General features: G+C 38.3%; 15 protein-coding genes. 3 read left to right on the forward strand and 12 right to left on the reverse strand.

All coding sequences use genetic code 11. The annotated features are described in order from the left end of the window. The first annotated feature begins 159 nt into the window (after positions 1-159). The 3 genes from I6F48_RS11545 (at position 160) to I6F48_RS11555 (ending at position 4,283) form a co-directional block, all read left to right on the forward strand. A complete protein-coding gene (locus tag I6F48_RS11545) occupies positions 160-1,485 on the forward strand; it encodes a methyl-accepting chemotaxis protein (RefSeq protein WP_007585625.1) in 1,326 nt (441 codons plus the stop codon). A 610-nt stretch (positions 1,486-2,095) separates the two neighbouring features. Beyond that, positions 2,096-3,166, forward strand: coding sequence for a hypothetical protein (locus I6F48_RS11550; protein WP_197119459.1), 1,071 nt, complete (start codon positions 2,096-2,098; stop codon positions 3,164-3,166). A gap of 55 nt (positions 3,167-3,221) precedes the next feature. Next, complete coding sequence (locus I6F48_RS11555; protein WP_197119460.1) at positions 3,222-4,283, forward strand: hypothetical protein; 1,062 nt, start codon at positions 3,222-3,224, stop codon at positions 4,281-4,283. Positions 4,284-4,351: 68 nt separating this feature from the next. On the opposite strand, the gene ttcA is transcribed toward I6F48_RS11555, so the two are convergent. The 12 genes from ttcA to ccoN all read right to left on the reverse strand — a co-directional run bounded on the left by ttcA (position 4,352) and on the right by ccoN (position 16,109). Then, positions 4,352-5,266, reverse strand: a complete 915-nt coding sequence (ttcA, locus tag I6F48_RS11560; protein ID WP_007585631.1) for a tRNA 2-thiocytidine(32) synthetase TtcA — start codon at positions 5,264-5,266, stop codon at positions 4,352-4,354. A gap of 170 nt (positions 5,267-5,436) precedes the next feature. Continuing rightward, the gene (gene uspE / locus I6F48_RS11565; RefSeq protein ID WP_197119461.1) at positions 5,437-6,363 is read right to left on the reverse strand and encodes a universal stress protein UspE; all 927 of its coding nucleotides are present in this window, start codon (positions 6,361-6,363) and stop codon (positions 5,437-5,439) included. 356 nt (positions 6,364-6,719) lie between these two features. Beyond that, entirely contained in the window at positions 6,720-7,871 is a 1,152-nt protein-coding gene (locus I6F48_RS11570) for a right-handed parallel beta-helix repeat-containing protein (protein WP_169043467.1), read from the reverse strand. A gap of 237 nt (positions 7,872-8,108) precedes the next feature. Then, entirely contained in the window at positions 8,109-8,846 is a 738-nt protein-coding gene (locus tag I6F48_RS11575; protein ID WP_007585636.1) for an FNR family transcription factor, read from the reverse strand. A gap of 66 nt (positions 8,847-8,912) precedes the next feature. Further along, entirely contained in the window at positions 8,913-9,584 is a 672-nt protein-coding gene (locus tag I6F48_RS11580) for a sulfite exporter TauE/SafE family protein (protein ID WP_165722275.1), read from the reverse strand. Then, positions 9,577-9,744, reverse strand: coding sequence for a cbb3-type cytochrome oxidase assembly protein CcoS (ccoS, locus tag I6F48_RS11585; RefSeq protein WP_121954920.1), 168 nt, complete (start codon positions 9,742-9,744; stop codon positions 9,577-9,579). Before ccoS ends, I6F48_RS11580 begins: the two co-directional genes overlap by 8 nt. Continuing rightward, positions 9,741-12,116, reverse strand: coding sequence for a heavy metal translocating P-type ATPase (locus I6F48_RS11590; RefSeq protein ID WP_197119462.1), 2,376 nt, complete (start codon positions 12,114-12,116; stop codon positions 9,741-9,743). Before I6F48_RS11590 ends, ccoS begins: the two co-directional genes overlap by 4 nt. Positions 12,117-12,124: 8 nt before the next feature. Then, the gene (locus tag I6F48_RS11595; protein WP_197119463.1) at positions 12,125-12,616 is read right to left on the reverse strand and encodes a FixH family protein; all 492 of its coding nucleotides are present in this window, start codon (positions 12,614-12,616) and stop codon (positions 12,125-12,127) included. Between the two features lie 149 nt (positions 12,617-12,765). After that, entirely contained in the window at positions 12,766-13,800 is a 1,035-nt protein-coding gene (gene ccoP, locus I6F48_RS11600; RefSeq protein ID WP_165722272.1) for a cytochrome-c oxidase, cbb3-type subunit III, read from the reverse strand. Further along, positions 13,797-13,982 (reverse strand): cbb3-type cytochrome oxidase subunit 3, encoded by a 186-nt coding sequence (locus I6F48_RS11605; protein WP_010554061.1) that lies wholly within the window; start codon positions 13,980-13,982, stop codon positions 13,797-13,799. The genes ccoP and I6F48_RS11605 overlap by 4 nt, the downstream gene beginning before the upstream one ends. Before the next feature lie 6 nt (positions 13,983-13,988). After that, a complete protein-coding gene (gene ccoO / locus I6F48_RS11610; protein WP_010554062.1) occupies positions 13,989-14,663 on the reverse strand; it encodes a cytochrome-c oxidase, cbb3-type subunit II in 675 nt (224 codons plus the stop codon). Between the two features lie 12 nt (positions 14,664-14,675). Beyond that, positions 14,676-16,109 carry a cytochrome-c oxidase, cbb3-type subunit I gene (gene ccoN / locus I6F48_RS11615; protein WP_024594372.1) on the reverse strand — a complete coding sequence of 478 codons (1,434 nt, stop codon included), beginning with the start codon at positions 16,107-16,109 and terminating at the stop codon, positions 14,676-14,678. Positions 16,110-16,152 lie beyond the last annotated feature (43 nt).

Genomic DNA, 16,152 nt, shown 5'->3' on the forward strand with positions numbered 1-16,152 from the left:
TGTATCCACATATTTGCAGATACCAGTGTTTATGTATTGGCTATTTTAAAACTTTCTGAATCTAGTAATTAAAGCTCTTATTATTTATCGCGTTATAAATAATATCTTCTATAATAAAATTAATTTCATTTCATATCGAATGTATTAGTAGGGATATTAATGTTTTTTTCTAAAAATAAACAAAACGAAATAGCTTCTCTAAAAGCTGAACTTTACCCATTACAACAAGTATGGGAAGGGCTTTACCGAGAGATGTTAGTACTAAACATTCTTTATGATGGCCGAATTTCGCACGCCAATGATAAGTTTTTAGAAAACCTAGGCTACAGTGAAGATGATCTAACTAATAATTCTTTTGACGATTTTATTACAGATTCGTCTCGTCAATCTTCAGAATTTAAAAGCCTACAGCAAGCTATTAAAAAAGAAGGGCATTGGGGCGGTGCATTGCAAGTTATGCGCAGCGATGGTAAAGCTGAATGGTTACGTTTAATAGTACATCCAGTAAAAGGGGAGCAAGATCAGTTGCTCTATTTTTCTATATTCGGAAGTGTACTTACAAAAACAATTACGGCTTCTCGCGAGCAAAGCGATACTATTAAAGCGATATATCGCTCTATGGCGGTAATTGAATTTGATTTAGAGGGCCATGTCTTAAAAGCAAATGATCAGTTTTTAGCTGCAATGGGTTATCAAGAAAGTGAAATACTAGGTAAACATCACCGTACGTTTTGTGAGGCTTCAGAGTATAACTCCCAAGAGTATCTGCAATTTTGGGCTAAATTAAGAGAAGGTAAGTTTATTGCTGAGCGTTTTAAGCGTGTAGATAAACATGGCAACATTGTTTGGCTAGAAGCGTCATATAACCCAATCTCAAATGACGCGAATGAGCTTTATAAAGTGATGAAGTTTGCAACTGTTATCACTGATCAAGTAAATCAAGAAATTGCGATATCACAAGCTGCCGAAATTGCTTATAGCACCTCAACCCAAACTGATAAAAAAGCAGAGCAAGGCGCGAGCGTTATACAAGATACAGTCGCAGTAATGACTGAGCTGGCTATTAACATGGAGCAAGCTGCAAATGAAATTTCAGCGCTTGATCAGCAGTCGCAACAAATATCGAGTATTGTACAAAGCATTAGTAGTATTGCTGAGCAAACAAATTTATTAGCATTAAATGCCGCAATTGAAGCGGCAAGAGCTGGCGAGCAGGGGCGAGGCTTTGCTGTGGTTGCAGATGAAGTGCGATTGCTTGCATCGCGTACCTCAAAAGCAACAGAAGAAATTGTAGAAGTTGTACAGCGCAACCAATCACAAACCCAAAATACGGTGGCTGTAATAGAAAAAGGTAAAGAGAAGGCAGAGCAAGGCTTGGCGTTATCTAAAGAATCTGGTGAAGTGATGCAAGAGATCCAACAAGGTGCACAAGAAGTTGTAAATGCGATTGGGCAATTTACCAGTGAACTTAAAGCTAACGGTTAGATTAGCTTCGTCCTTATTCTAAAGCGGGCACTTTCAATGGTATCCGCTTTAATCTTACTACCCTCAATATACCCCTTGAAACCCATCTAATAATTTCAAATATAACAACTATACCTCTATTAACTCATTAATCAGTATGAAATAAGTTTCTTCTCCTCCCTAAATGATAATAAGTTGTTGCATTTTTGTTCGTTGTTCCTAATACTAGAGTCTGTTGATCTTTCAAGGTTAAATTTGCAGCAGTCTGTTTGGTATTTAGGCAAGGCAGAGCCTAAGTAGTGTGGTTGTTCCCCATAAATAGGCGATAACGTAGCATTAATGCCAAACAGACGCTGCCCAAAGGGTACTTCCTAGAGGCTATTTACTCTTTGTTGCTCGGGTTTTACTTATTCTTACATGGATGTAAGCCAGTAGAGTAACGCAGGAGCAGTTACCGAGCCCACTAGGTTACAAATCTCGCGCCGTGATTAAATAGCCTCTAGTTTGAACAAATTTTAATCCGCAAAGAACAACAGACCCTAGTGAACACCTAAGCTGACAAGCTTATGTAAACCAACATGAATACCTTAAATGATAATAAAATATTAAGTACACAACATTAAGGAATTGTATGAACAACACAAAGCGCACACACAAATTAATTAAGCCAAGCCACCTAATTGGTACGGGGTTAGCTATGTTAATGAGCTTTTCTGCAGCGAGTAAAGACTACAAAATTATATTAATTCATGGGTTACAAACTTCGCAAATAACAAATAAGTCGGGTAGTGATGTAATCAATGATGGTGAAACATATTGGCAATCGTACTGGAATAATCGTGCAGATGAGCGAATTGATTGGCCTGCTTATGAACGTATTGAAGGTAAAATTGCTACCGATTGGGTGTGGCCAAAGCTAAAGCAAATTTCACGCTCTAATTTATGCAGTGATGGCTGTGTATTTGTAACACATTCAACAGGAGACTTAGTTGCACGCCATATTATTGATAATCAAGAAAACTGGTTAGAAAACGAAGGCTTAGAGCCGCTTAATATTGTTGCTACGTTTGATTTAGCAGGCGCGGGTGGTGGAAGTGAGCTGGCTGACGTAGCTGTTAGTGCTTTAACTGGCGCATCATGGAACTTTGCGGTCGATGCTGCACTCAAATGGTGGCTAGGAAGTGATGTAACCGAAGCTGTTGGTGTATTACACGATTTAAAAGTAAACAATGCACGTAAAATTTCACCATTCCCAGATGCACGTACGCCACGTTTACGCTTTGTTGCCGATGGAAATGCATATTTGGGTTTAACGGGTGGTTTTTTAAAAGGCAATGATGATTCGGTTGTTGCATCGCACTCTTCATGTGGTGCCAGTTCGGCTGGCTCGTTTGGAAGTTGTAGCAGCAGTATTGATACAAATGGCCATTTAAAATCGCAAGGTGATGCAGTAAGTAGCTTTATGCCAAACCATTATCCAATGATGATGAGTGACAGTTATAGCCATAACGAAATACATAACGCGCAGCGAAAAGGTAATGTAACAATAGCCATGAATAACGTAAATGTGGAAGGTGACACTGTAGGTTTTAATACGTTTGATAAAACTACAGGTAGTTGGTTTTGGAAAAAACAATATCGTTATATTAAGGATTCAAATAATTTAAGCGCATCAGCACTTATTTATAATGTGATTCCATAACATACAAGGCGTGTAGTTAAAAACTATACGCCTTATAAAAGATTGAAATATAAAAATGAAAAAATTTTATGTCGTTGCTTTAATTATTAGCACTATTTTATTCTCGCTATGGTTTACAGGTAAAAATGATGCTCATAAAGTTGCTGAGCCAATAACACCTCAGGTTAAACACAGTGCGAGCGTAGCTGATTTATCGCCAGTAAAAGTGATCCCTATAGATGTACCTACAGCAAAAAAAACACAATCAAAAAAACAAATCGCGTTTAATGAAGACTTAACAAAAGCAGCGCAGCAAGTGGTTATGCAATATGAAAGTGCACTTAAATTTCCTCCTTATTCTCAGCCATTGAGTCCATTAGATGAAGATCGATTAAAGCCAAATCAATTCTACCCGGTATCGAGCCCTATTGATGAAAGTGGCGATGCTTTAACGTTAAGTCTTAAGCAATATCGTTTTGTATACCCAGAAGAAATAACAATAAAGATAAGCGCTCAAGGGCTTGGAAAAGTGGTCGTTGAGCTTGCAAATACAGATACAAAAGAAGTGTTAAATACCCATACAGGCAATGCGCGTGACGGTGAAGCAATTATAACATTTGAAGAGGATGAAGATTACCCTCGTAGCTTACAAGTGTTTGTAGAGGGTGATGTTGCCGGTAAAAAAGTTCCCGTAGTTGCACAAATTCAATATATGCCGCCTAGTGCAACTTTAACAGGTTTTGAAACTGCTTATGCACAAAACGAAAACATGATTTTGCCAGCTAACATAGCGGTAGTAAAAAGTGGTTTGTATCGTGTTAGGGCTAATTTATACAGTGGCGATACACCACTTGCTCATTTAGTATCTAAAGAGCGGTTAGCACAAGGAAGCCAAACACTTAATTTGAAAGCCCACTGGTCGGTATTACCACAAGGCATTACAGATATGCGCTTAAGCGACTTTGTTGTTGAGAGAATGTCGCCAAGCCCAGGTGAGCGAAACAGCTTTGGGAATAGTGAAATAAGTCATTTTGATATTAACGATTTTTCGTACGATAGCTTGCAGCAATTACCATATCAGGCTAATGCACAAGAAAAGTTAAGTTTGGAATTTTTACAAGGCTTAGCTGAGAGTTAAAAATAGAACGCAATGCTGAATTGGTAAATTTAAGGGGGTTGTACATAAATACAACCCCCTTAAATTTGTTAGCTTAGATTTATAGTAACTACACTTGGCGCTTCTTGTTCATCAAGCTCATTAGCAACAGGCACTTTAGGAATATCTGGTTTATCAAGGGCTATATCGCCACCATCAATTACTTCACCTGTTTGTAAGTTTTTAAAATCAAACAAGTCGGCGTCAGCTAAATGTGAAGGCACTATGTTTTGCATTGCTGTAAAAATGCTTTCAATACGACCTGGGTGCTCCGCATCCCATTTAGCGAGCATTGTTTTTGTATGTTTACGCTGTAAGTTTTCTTGCGAGCCACATAGGTTACACGGAATGATAGGGTAACCTTGTACAAATGCGTATTGGCTTATGTCGCTTTCTTTACAGTATGCAAGTGGGCGAATAACCATATGCTCGCCGTTATCACTCATTAATTTAGCCGGCATACTTTTTAGCTTTCCGCCGTAAAACATATTTAAAAACAATGTTTCAATCATGTCGTCACGGTGATGCCCAAGGGCTATTTTAGTAGCGCCTAGCTCTTTTGCTGTGCGGTATAAAATACCACGACGTAAGCGTGAGCAAAGTGAACACGTTGTTTTACCTTCAGGGATAATATCGGTAACAATACTGTAAGTATCTTCTTCTACAATTTTGTATTCAACATTTAATTTATCAAGATACTGGGGTAAAACATGCTCAGGAAAATCAGGTTGTTTTTGATCAAGATTTACAACAACTAGGTCAAACTTTATAGGTGCTACACGTTTTAAATGTTGAAGCATTTCAAGCATTGTGTAGCTATCTTTGCCGCCAGAAAGACATACCATTATACGGTCACCCTCTTCAATCATATTGAAGTCCATAACGGCTTGACCAGTTTGGCGACGTAAACGCTTTTGCAGCTTATTTAAGTTAAATTGAGCTTTAGCTTGATCTGAGTGTGACAATTACGCCCCCTAGTAAAACAATACAGCAAAGTTATTTGCTAAAAATAAAGGGGCGTATTATACCCAAACCACCTGAATATGCGAGTTTAGGATGTAATTAAAATTGATTTAAACATGCCTTATTAAAACGTTAAAATAACTCGCTTATAACTTGTACATAAGGCTTAAAATTAATCCTTTGCCATAGGGCTCAGGTAACCATCGGGTTTGAGTGCCAGTACATCACAGTCTAGGCTATCAATTACATGTTCTGCTGTATTACCTACAAGAGCGGCACTTAAGCCCGTGCGGCCTACAGTACCAATAACAACTAATTCGCTATTTAACCGCTTCGCTACATCAGGGATTACATCCTCTGGCAGGCCTTCTTCAATAAAACATTGCTCTGGGTTTAAATTAAACTCTGCAGCAAGTGCATTGGTTGATTCATGATGATGCTTTTTAACTGATTCGTTATAAAGTCCTGGGTTAAACTCAGGAATTTCGATGGCAATATTAATAGGAGTTGCAGGAAAGGCATTAACTAAATTAAGTTTTGCGTTGGCAAGTTCACATAAATATTGTGCGTCTTTAATAACGCGTTTATTAAGTGCTACGTGTTCTTCGTTTTCACTAACCGCATTTACAGCAGCTAAAATATTACCGTTTGCTGGCCATGCCATTTCTTTTACAAATAATACCGGAGCGGGGCATTTGCGTACTAAGTGCCAATCTGTCGGGGTAAAAATAACTGATTTAAGTGCGCCATGTTGATGTGTGCCTTTAATTACTAAATCGTACTTTTGATCAATTACAGTATCGATTATGGCTTCGTAAGGGCGATTATGCCAAACCACTTGGGTTTCAATATTTATATCTTTGTAAGGGGAAACTAAATCGTTTAGCCATAGCTGGCGATCTTTTAGTACGGCATCGCGCATTGCTTCGCGTTCATCGCCAGATAGCATTGTCGTCATTTCGTAAGAGAAGTCGTAAACCGTCATAAAGGCGGTAATACTTGCGCCAGATTTTTTAGCTAAATCTATTGAACGTGCTAAACCGTGTTGATCATCTTTGGTGGGGTCAATAACCGCAATAATGCGTTTAATAGTGTTCATATGCTACTCCATTTACCTAACGGGTGTACATTTAGTGTAACGTAAATATAAAACAGTTAAAGGGGTAGCATATAAATTGTTGTTCTAAATCAAAAAATATTTTCGTTCCAAGTTTTAAATATACTTGATGTTTTTTTGCTCTTTTTTAATTTATAGCGATTTAATTGCGGTGCATGTTTGCCTTTTATAGATTTCCATTTCCTATTCATTGGGAGTACGTAAGTTGCATCGACTCAGTCTCACCTAAGGCCAAAATAGACTGAAGAAGCCTTAACCCATAAGGATATCTAAAATTTAGTAACTCAAAGGCTGTGAAATATACTGAAAAGTTACTTTAAACTAAAAAATTATACTTTTTAATTATTCTTAGATTCCAGTAATATATTATTTTCTTGGGAAAATCCGTAAGTTTCTTTTACAAAGCTTACCCCTGGGAGTAGGTTATAGGTATTGTCTTTAATTGTAGAAAATAAATAATTTTTCCCACCGCGAGTAAATAAGTTAATTAGATCCCAGTATTTTTTTTCTGGGTAAACGGTCATATCAATATCAAGAAAGTGATTATTATTGATATAAATGCCTCTTACGTAATTATCGTCAATGAGCTCTCCCGTCACATCAGATTGTATTCTAATACCCCCTTTCGAACGTATAATACTGTTATGCGTAAAATAAATACTCCCCCAATTAAAAGGAATTGTCACACTTTTTGGCTTGTTTGGATAAGCATTGAGTATAAATTTTTTTGTGTCTAAAAAAGTATTCGCAATGATTTTAACATTTGAATAATAGGTCAGCTCGATAGCAGTACCTTTTGTATTTCTAAACGTATTATATCTTACTAAAGCCTTAGACACTGGCTTTACAGAGGCGAACTTTAAAGAGCCCTTCATGCCTTCGAAAGTATTATTTTCAACTCTAATATCATGCGTACCACCAAAGTTATTATTCCAAGGATGAGTGGTTGTAACTTGCGTGATATTTTCAAAGTAATTATTACTAATTTTGATTCTGAAAGAATTAATTGGCCCATCGAAAGAAGATAAGTGAGAGGAAGTAGCTCTAATTGCAGCATCTCCGAAGTTAAAAAATTGGTTATGATGCACTGAAATATCTGAAGAGCCGGCTAAAAGTAAACCTTGCTCGCCCCAAGCGTAATTGACCTTATCTTTTGTTAGCCCTTCAAAGATGAAGCCTTCAATAGTTAAAAAATGTGAGTTATAAAAAGCTAAAATATATTCACCTTCAAATCTATCACACTTTCTCAGCACTACTCCCTTTTTTGCAGAGATAACAACATTACTGATGTTTTTAAAAATTATAGCTGAGCAAATATCATAAACGCCTGGTTGTTCAATAATTAATTCACCATTCTCCTCAGTGTTCAAAATTAATTCTTTTAACGATTGAGAGTCATCGGCCCCATCATCTGGAATCATGAAACTTAATGCTTGAGCACTGAATATACCTAAAGAAAAAATAAACAAGAGACATAAAATATTACGCATAATATTTCCTTTCATTTAGTGAATAAAATAGAAGTTTTTAACGATGATAAAATTGCATTATTGCTTTTGTAAAATGCGCTGCGCCAAATAATGGTACTGAGTTAAATGAAGTTCTTTATTTGTAGAACTTTAATTAAGCCCACTTCTAAAGTATTAGTCGAAGGTAAGTGTAATTGCAATAATTACACTTTATTTACATAACAATTACGAGTAAAGGATTGTTATTCGAGGCAGGTACTAACGAGGTTTTACTATTGCTGCGGTTTTAGCCAAGGCATCATTATCTAAAATTGTAATAAATTTACCCTCTACTTTAATTAAGTCAGCTTTTTGAAAACGACTCAATAAACGGCTAATGGTTTCTACTGTTAGACCTAAGTAATTACCAATTTCACCGCGAGTCATCGTAAATCTAAATTCTTTACGCGAAAAACCACGCTCACCAAAACGCTCCGACAAGTTATAAATAAAACTAGCTAAGCGTTCCTCTGCTGATTTTTTATTGAGTAATAGCAGCATTTCTTGATCGTATGTAATTTCACTGCTCATTAAGCGCATTATTTGTTGGCGAAGCTTTGGTAATTTTCCTGATAGTTCATCAAGGGTATCGAATGGGATTTCGCACACCATTGACGTTTCAAGTGCTTGCGAAAAACTGGGATGAGTCATTTTACTTATTGCGTCAAAACCAACTAGGTCGCCCGCTAAATGAAAGCCGGTAATTTGCTCATCACCTCGCTCCGATAACGTGTACGATTTAAATGAACCAGAACGAACCGCATAAATAGCCTGTAAAGGTGCACCTGATTCAAATAGATAGTCGCCTTTATGGAGTGGTTTTTTTCGCTCAATAATTTCGTCAAGCTTGTCCATTTCTTGGCCATTGAGTGAAAATGGCAAACACAATTGACTAATACTGCAGTTATTACAGCTAATAGCACAATTACCTTTAGCGCGACTTTGAGAGAAATCCATAATTTAATCCGTTTGATTTTTATACACGACTGCAAAATAACCTTAAAGGTTAATAATGCGAATAGATTAATGTACCAGTTTGTCAGTTGCAATAATCAATAAGTAGATACCATACCAAATTATAACACTGCCTAATACAATTCGGGTCCATGGATGGTTAATAATAGTATTTAGTTTTTGTGCGGTAACGCCTAATGTGATCATCGCGGGAAAAGTACCCAAAGCAAAGCAAAGCATAACTAAGGCACCGTCAAGGGCACTTGGGCTAGTCATCGCCCATGTAAGCGCTGAGTATACAAGTCCACAAGGCAGCCATCCCCACAAAGCACCGTAACCTAGGGCTTTAAAAGGAGAGTTAATAGGCATTAAATATTTATTTAGTTTAACAATGTGTTGCCACACCAAGGTTTTACCTATTTTCTCTAACCATTGCAAAGTAGGGCCCAAGCGCATTATATACACGCCAACGAGGAGCATAAAAATAGCTGCAATGAACGAAAGTACTAAAGAGAAGGAGGTGTTTTGCCTTGCAAATTGGCTGCTAATACCAGCAACAAGTGCACCTGCAACCATATAGCTCAGTGCACGTCCAATATTATAAGCAAATGAATAGGTAAATGTTTTACGTTTGTCACTTGCCAGTTGTAATGAGCTTGCAATACCACCACACATAGCAATGCAATGACCGCTACCGATTAGCCCCATTAAAAATGCGCTGGTATAAAGAGGGTCAATCATTACTTTTTTTATGTTGCTCTTTGTCATCTTCAAACAAAATACTATGACCTTGCTTGTTTAAGTCAGAAAACTGCTCGCTTTTTACAGCCCAAAAAAATACACCAATAGCAATAATTACAAATAAAATGGCGATAGGGATCAAAATGTAAATTATGCTCATAACTTTAATAGCCTTAGTGAATTACTAATCACAATAATTGAGCTGGCAGACATGCCAATAACAGCCATCCAAGGAGCAACTAAGCCCAACGCTGCCAGTGGTAATATTGAAGCATTATACAATAAAGACAGCGCAAGATTTTGCTTAATAATACGTCTGGTTTGTTTTGCTACATTAAGTAAGTGACCAATGGAGGCTAAATCGCTATTAAGAAGCACTACATCGGCGCTATTTTTTGATATGTCTGCACCGGTTTCCATAGCAATAGATAAGTGCGCACTAGCAAATACCGGGCTGTCGTTTACACCATCACCTACCATTGCAACGACTTCATTTTGTGAAGACCATTGCTCAACGGTGGTTTGTTTATCTTGTGGAGAACATCCAAATTGCACACTTTCAAGTTTAAGTTGCTTTGATACTTTTAGCCCAGCATCTGACGCGTCACCGGTTAACATGTGACAGGTTAAGTTTTGCGATTGAAGTGAGTCTATGAGCTTTTTAGCATCGCTTTTTACTTTATCAACAAAGTAAAAGCGTGCAACAACTTGCTTATTTATATACAAGCTCGCTTGTGCATTCGATTTTTTGCTATTAAACCAACCACTTTTACCAATTGCGTAATGATTAGTTGCATCTTGTGCGCTAATTCCCAGCCCTGGATGTACTTCAACGTTATTAAGACTGCGGTGAGCTGGCGTAAACTCATCAAATGCACTGGCGATAGGGTGCTCAGAATAACGTTCTAGCATGGCTGCCATATCTAGCACTTGCGCTTTTGTATATTGTTTATCGATTATATCTACTTCATCAAGGCTAAATTTACCTTGCGTAAGTGTGCCTGTTTTATCAAATGCAAATAAAGTAATTTGTGAGAGCGTTTCGAGCACATGCGCTTGTTTTATTAATACGCCTTTGCGGGTAAGCGTTGCTACGGCGCAGGTAAGCGCGGTAGGTATGGCTAAACTCAGGGCACACGGGCAGGTAGCAACTAAAACCGAAATAGTGATCCAAAATGCATGTTCTGGGTCAATTTGATACCAGCCAATAGCTGTAAGTGAAGCAAATATAAGTAAAGACGCAATAAACCATTGCGCTACTTTATCTGTAATTTCAACCAGTTTAGGGCGCTTGGTTAAAGCGTTGTGTTGCAAGCGTATAATTTGATTTAAAAGTGTATTTTGGCCAATTTTATTAATTTTTATTTCAATAACGCCGTCGTGGTTAACGCACCCGGCATAGACATTATGGCCAATAAATTTTGTAACAGGTTGATGTTCCCCCGTCATCATTGATTCATCAACCGTGGTTTTACCTTTAATAAGTTCGCCATCGGCAGGAATTGTCTCACCCGCTTTAATAAGTACGATGTCATTAAGTTTTAGTTTTTTTGCTGCAATTATAAGCTCGTCACCACTTTCGTTAATAGTACGCGCTGTTAATGGCAGTAGTTTTTGTAAGTTGGCAGTAAACTCGCTCGCTTTTAAACGCGCTCTGAATTCAAGATATTTACCTAATAACAGTAAAAAGGTAAACATGCATACAGATTCAAAATACACTTCGCCGACTTGCATAAATGTGGCGTAACAACTTGCACCAAATGCGCCAAAAATAGCCAGTGATACGGGTAAATCCATATTGAGATGTTTTGCTTTTAAGCCATTTATAGCATTGGTCAGAAAGGGCAGTGCGCTGTATAAAACAACCGGAGATGCAAGTATTAAACTTATCCATCTAAAATACTGTTCAAAATTGCTATCCATGCCTGAAAACATGCCAAAGTACATGGCGAACGCAAACATCATTACTTGCATGGTCATTAAGCCTGCAACACCTAAGCGCCGAATATAGGCTTTGGCAGTTTGTTGTTTTTGCTGAGCTTCAATATCTGATTGAAATGGGTAGGCTTTATAACCAATTTTAGCTAAGGAAGTAATAACCTCACTCAACGGGGTGCTGGTTTTATCCCATTGAATCATCGCGCGGTTGGTCGATGTATTTACATCAACACGCTTAACTGAGGTTAAATTTAAGAGTTGTTTTTCGATAAGCCATGCACAAGCGGCGCAGGTTATACCTTCAACGCTCAGTAATACCTCTGAGATATTATCGTTAGTAGCTATAAATTCGTCTTGAATATCTTCGTTGTCATAACTTTTTATAAATGCGAGTTGCTCAGGTACTAGCTGTTCTATTTTACCGGCACGTACGGTGCGGTATTTATAATAATCGGTCATACCTTGGTCAACAATATTTTGTGCAACAGCTTGGCAGCCAATGCAACACATTGGCTGAGCTATATCGTCAATTATAACGTTTGCGTTAAATCCGTTTGGCACACTTTCAAGGCAATGAAAGCAAGAGTTAGACATAGTTATTACTACTTATAATTAGGAGTAACTAAAACGGTTTGTTCAGTTGGTAACGTTATATTTTCTTTCATTTTCCAACTGCCATCTATTGGCTCAATAAATACAGAATATGCACCCGGTGTATACTCATTAAGTAATGCAGTAAATTCCTGATTGGCATTAGGAGTAAGTGTTGCTTCAAAGTCATGCGCTTTAATGGTGCGATGATAAAACGAGAGCTTTAATACATGCACGTTACTGCTGTCGCCTTTTGTAAACTTAAAGCTTACACGGTCGTTGGTTACATTTAATTCGCCATGTAAATAAAGTGCTTTTGCTTTTTCAAACTTAGTCAGTTCTAAGTTTATTGCTTTACCTTTTTTGTAGTAGTCGTCAACAACCATATCTGGACCGTTACCTATTGCCGTAATAAATAAGCTAATACAGCCAATAATGGCAACTAACGGAAAAAAGATTAAAAACCAAGGCCAAAAATTTTCATACCACGGAGTAGGTTGCATAGTGTCTCTAAAATTAGTTTAGGAAGCGTTATTTTATAGGAATTATACGTAAAAGACTAAAAAAAAGCCTCACAGTGGAGGCTTTTTTGATCTGGATTAATCTATTGAATTAAATAAATTAATTTATAAACATTTTATTAACCGCGTGCTTATTTATCTTGCGATAAACTGTAAACATAGGCAGTTAATAAGTGAATCTTATCTTCACCTAAAATGTCTTTCCATGCAGGCATTACACCGGCACGGCCGTGGTTAAGCGTTTCTTCAACAGCACGTTGAGAACCACCATATAACCAAATGTTATCAGTCAGGTTAGGCGCGCCAAACGGTAGGTTATGTGCAACCGACCCTTTACCGTCAGCACCATGACATGCGGCACACATTGCAAACTTAGCGGCACCTGCGTCTGCGTCTTTTTGGTTAACAGTACGACCAGAAAGGCTCAGCACATGTGCTGTCATTTCTTTAACGCCTTGTTCGCCAAGAGCAGGACCCCAAGCTGGCATTGCTGCAATACGACCATAAAGAAGTGTTTCTTTAATTTTGTCAGGTGTTCCGCCATATAACCAATCTTTATCAGTTAGGTTAGGGAAGCCAGTACCACCACGTGCATCAGAGCCATGACATTGCGCACAGTTTTGTGAGAATAAACGCTGACCAATTTCAATGGCTACTTGGCCATCTGTTTGCTCATGTTTATTATCATTATCAAGTGCTACTTGCTGCGCTGCATCACCTTCAAATTTAGAATTAACTAAATCTAAAACGGGTACTTGTGCAAGTTTATTAAAAATAGGACCAAAGCGCTCTTCTGCAGCTTCGTACTCTTTATCAAGTTTTACAAAGCGACCATCCGCTTTTGCCTCTGCAACTGCTTTTTTAGATTCAGCTAAAGACGTAATACCTTGATTAGAACTAGTCCATTTACCAAAACCTTCCCAGTTACCTAAACCTGGGAAAGCTGCAAGGTAATATACCGACCAAGCAAAAGTTGCGAAAAACATGTAAGTCCACCATTTTGGTAGTGGATTATTTAGCTCTTCAATGCCGTCAAATTCATGTCCACAGCTTTCACCTTCTTCTACGCCTGCATAGTTTTTTAAGTTCCAAACTAATAAGCCAAAGATGATGCATAAGCATGCAAGGGTTAATACAATAACCCAAATACTCCAAAAGCTAGTCATTTTTCAGACTCCTTTTCCTCGTTAGAGAGCGTGTTGTCATGTTTTTTTTCATCTTCAAAAATGGCATTAGCAGCGCTGTCAAAACGAGTTTTGCTTCGCTTGCTATATGCCCATGCAACAATCACAATAAACAATACTAAAATTACCAGAGTTAAAATACCTCTGTATGTTCCGTAATCCATAATTTTTTACTTCAAGTGGGTACCAAGTTGCTGTAAATACGCGATGAGAGCTTGGATTTCTGTTGCGCCTTTGCCATCATTCATAGCATTAACTTTATCAACATCTGCTTGAAGCTCTGCATCATCGCCATAACCTAAACCCGGATGTTTTGGGTTTTCTGGGTTAATAGCAAAAGTATCACGGAAAAGTTGTAGTTTTTTCAGAGTAAGGCTTGTATCAACCGTATTCTCTGCTAACCAAGGAAAGCCTGGCATGTTTGACTCAGGAACCACAGCACGTGGATCAACTAAGTGAGCATAATGCCAATCGTCCGAGTAGCGCTTACCAACACGAGCCAAGTCAGGACCAGTACGTTTAGAACCCCATAAAAACGGATGATCCCATACTGATTCGCCTGCTACAGAGTAGTGACCATAACGCTCAACTTCATCACGAAAAGGACGAATCATTTGTGAGTGACAGTTAGAACAACCTTCACGCACGTAAAGATCACGGCCTTCCATTTCTAAAGCGTTAAGAGGGCGTAAACCCTCCACTGGTTTAGTTGTATCGTCTTGAAACATTAGCGGAGTGATCTCAACTAACGCGCCAAAGCTAATAGCAAAAACAGTCAGAATAGCCATAAGGCCAACGTTCTTTTCTACTATTTCATGTTTGTTTTGTGAATTTTTTTTGCTCATCATCTCACTCCGTTATGCTAATTGTGCTTGCGCGTCTAGTTTCAGAGATTCTTTCTCAGCTGAAATAGTGCGGTAAACGTTATAAGCCATAACTAACATACCCGTTACGATGAATACACCGCCTACAAAGCGCATGATATAGAAAGGATGCGACGCTTCTAAAGACTGCACAAAGCTGTACATCAATGTACCGTCAGCATTTACTGCGCGCCACATTAGACCTTGCATTACGCCTGAAATCCACATTGCAACGATGTATAAAACAACACCTACAGTGTGTAACCAGAAGTGGGTATTAACCAATTTAACGCTATACATACGACCTTGCGCGAATAATGCAGGGATCAAGTGATAAATAGCACCAATTGAAATCATAGCAACCCAACCTAGCGCACCTGAGTGTACGTGGCCGATTGTCCAATCTGTGTAGTGAGATAACGCATTTACAGATTTAATTGCCATCATAGGACCTTCAAACGTAGACATACCGTAGAAAGACAATGAAACAACTAAGAAACGCAGTACTGGGTCGGTACGTAGTTTATGCCACGCGCCAGATAGCGTCATAATACCGTTAATCATACCACCCCAAGACGGTACGAATAGGATAATAGACATAACCATACCTAAACTTTGCGTCCAATCAGGAAGCGCTGTGTAGTGAAGGTGATGAGGACCAGCCCAAATATATAATGAAATTAAAGCCCAAAAGTGAACTACCGATAAACGGTATGAATACACTGGGCGACCTGCTTGTTTTGGTACAAAGTAATACATCATACCCAAGAAACCAGCAGTTAGTAGGAAGCCTACAGCGTTATGTCCATACCACCACTGAACCATCGCATCTACCGCACCTGCATAGATTGAGTATGATTTAGTTAACGACACAGGCACTGCCATGCTGTTTACAATATGAAGCACTGCAACAGTAATAATAAAGCCAGCGTAGAACCAGTTAGCAACATAAATGTGCGACACTTTACGCTTAATTAAAGTACCAAAAAATACAACAGCGTAAACAATCCAAACCACAGCGATTAAAATATCGATTGGCCATTCAAGTTCTGCATATTCTTTTGAGCTAGTAATACCTAACGGTAGCGTTATTACTGCTAATACAATAACGAGCTGCCAGCCCCAAAAAGAAAAGGCGGCGAGTTTGTCTGAGAAAAGACGCGTTTGACAAGTACGTTGTACGACGTAATAAGACGTCGCAAAAAGTGCACTAGTACCAAATGCGAAAATTACTGCGTTCGTGTGTAACGGACGTAGTCGAGAGTAAGTTAACCATGGTGTATCAAAGTTAAGTGCTGGCCAAGCTAATTGGGCAGCAATCAGAACCCCAATACTCATGCCAACGATGCCCCAAATCACTGTCATAATAGCGAATTGGCGTACAACCTTATAGTTATACTCAGTTTGTGATGCTACTGTTTGGCTCATTTTCTGGCTTCCGCTGCAATAAATGCGTTTAGAAATGAATTAC

The organism is Pseudoalteromonas sp. SWYJ118, assembly GCF_015864505.1.
Classification (GTDB): Bacteria; Pseudomonadota; Gammaproteobacteria; order Enterobacterales; family Alteromonadaceae; genus Pseudoalteromonas; species Pseudoalteromonas arctica.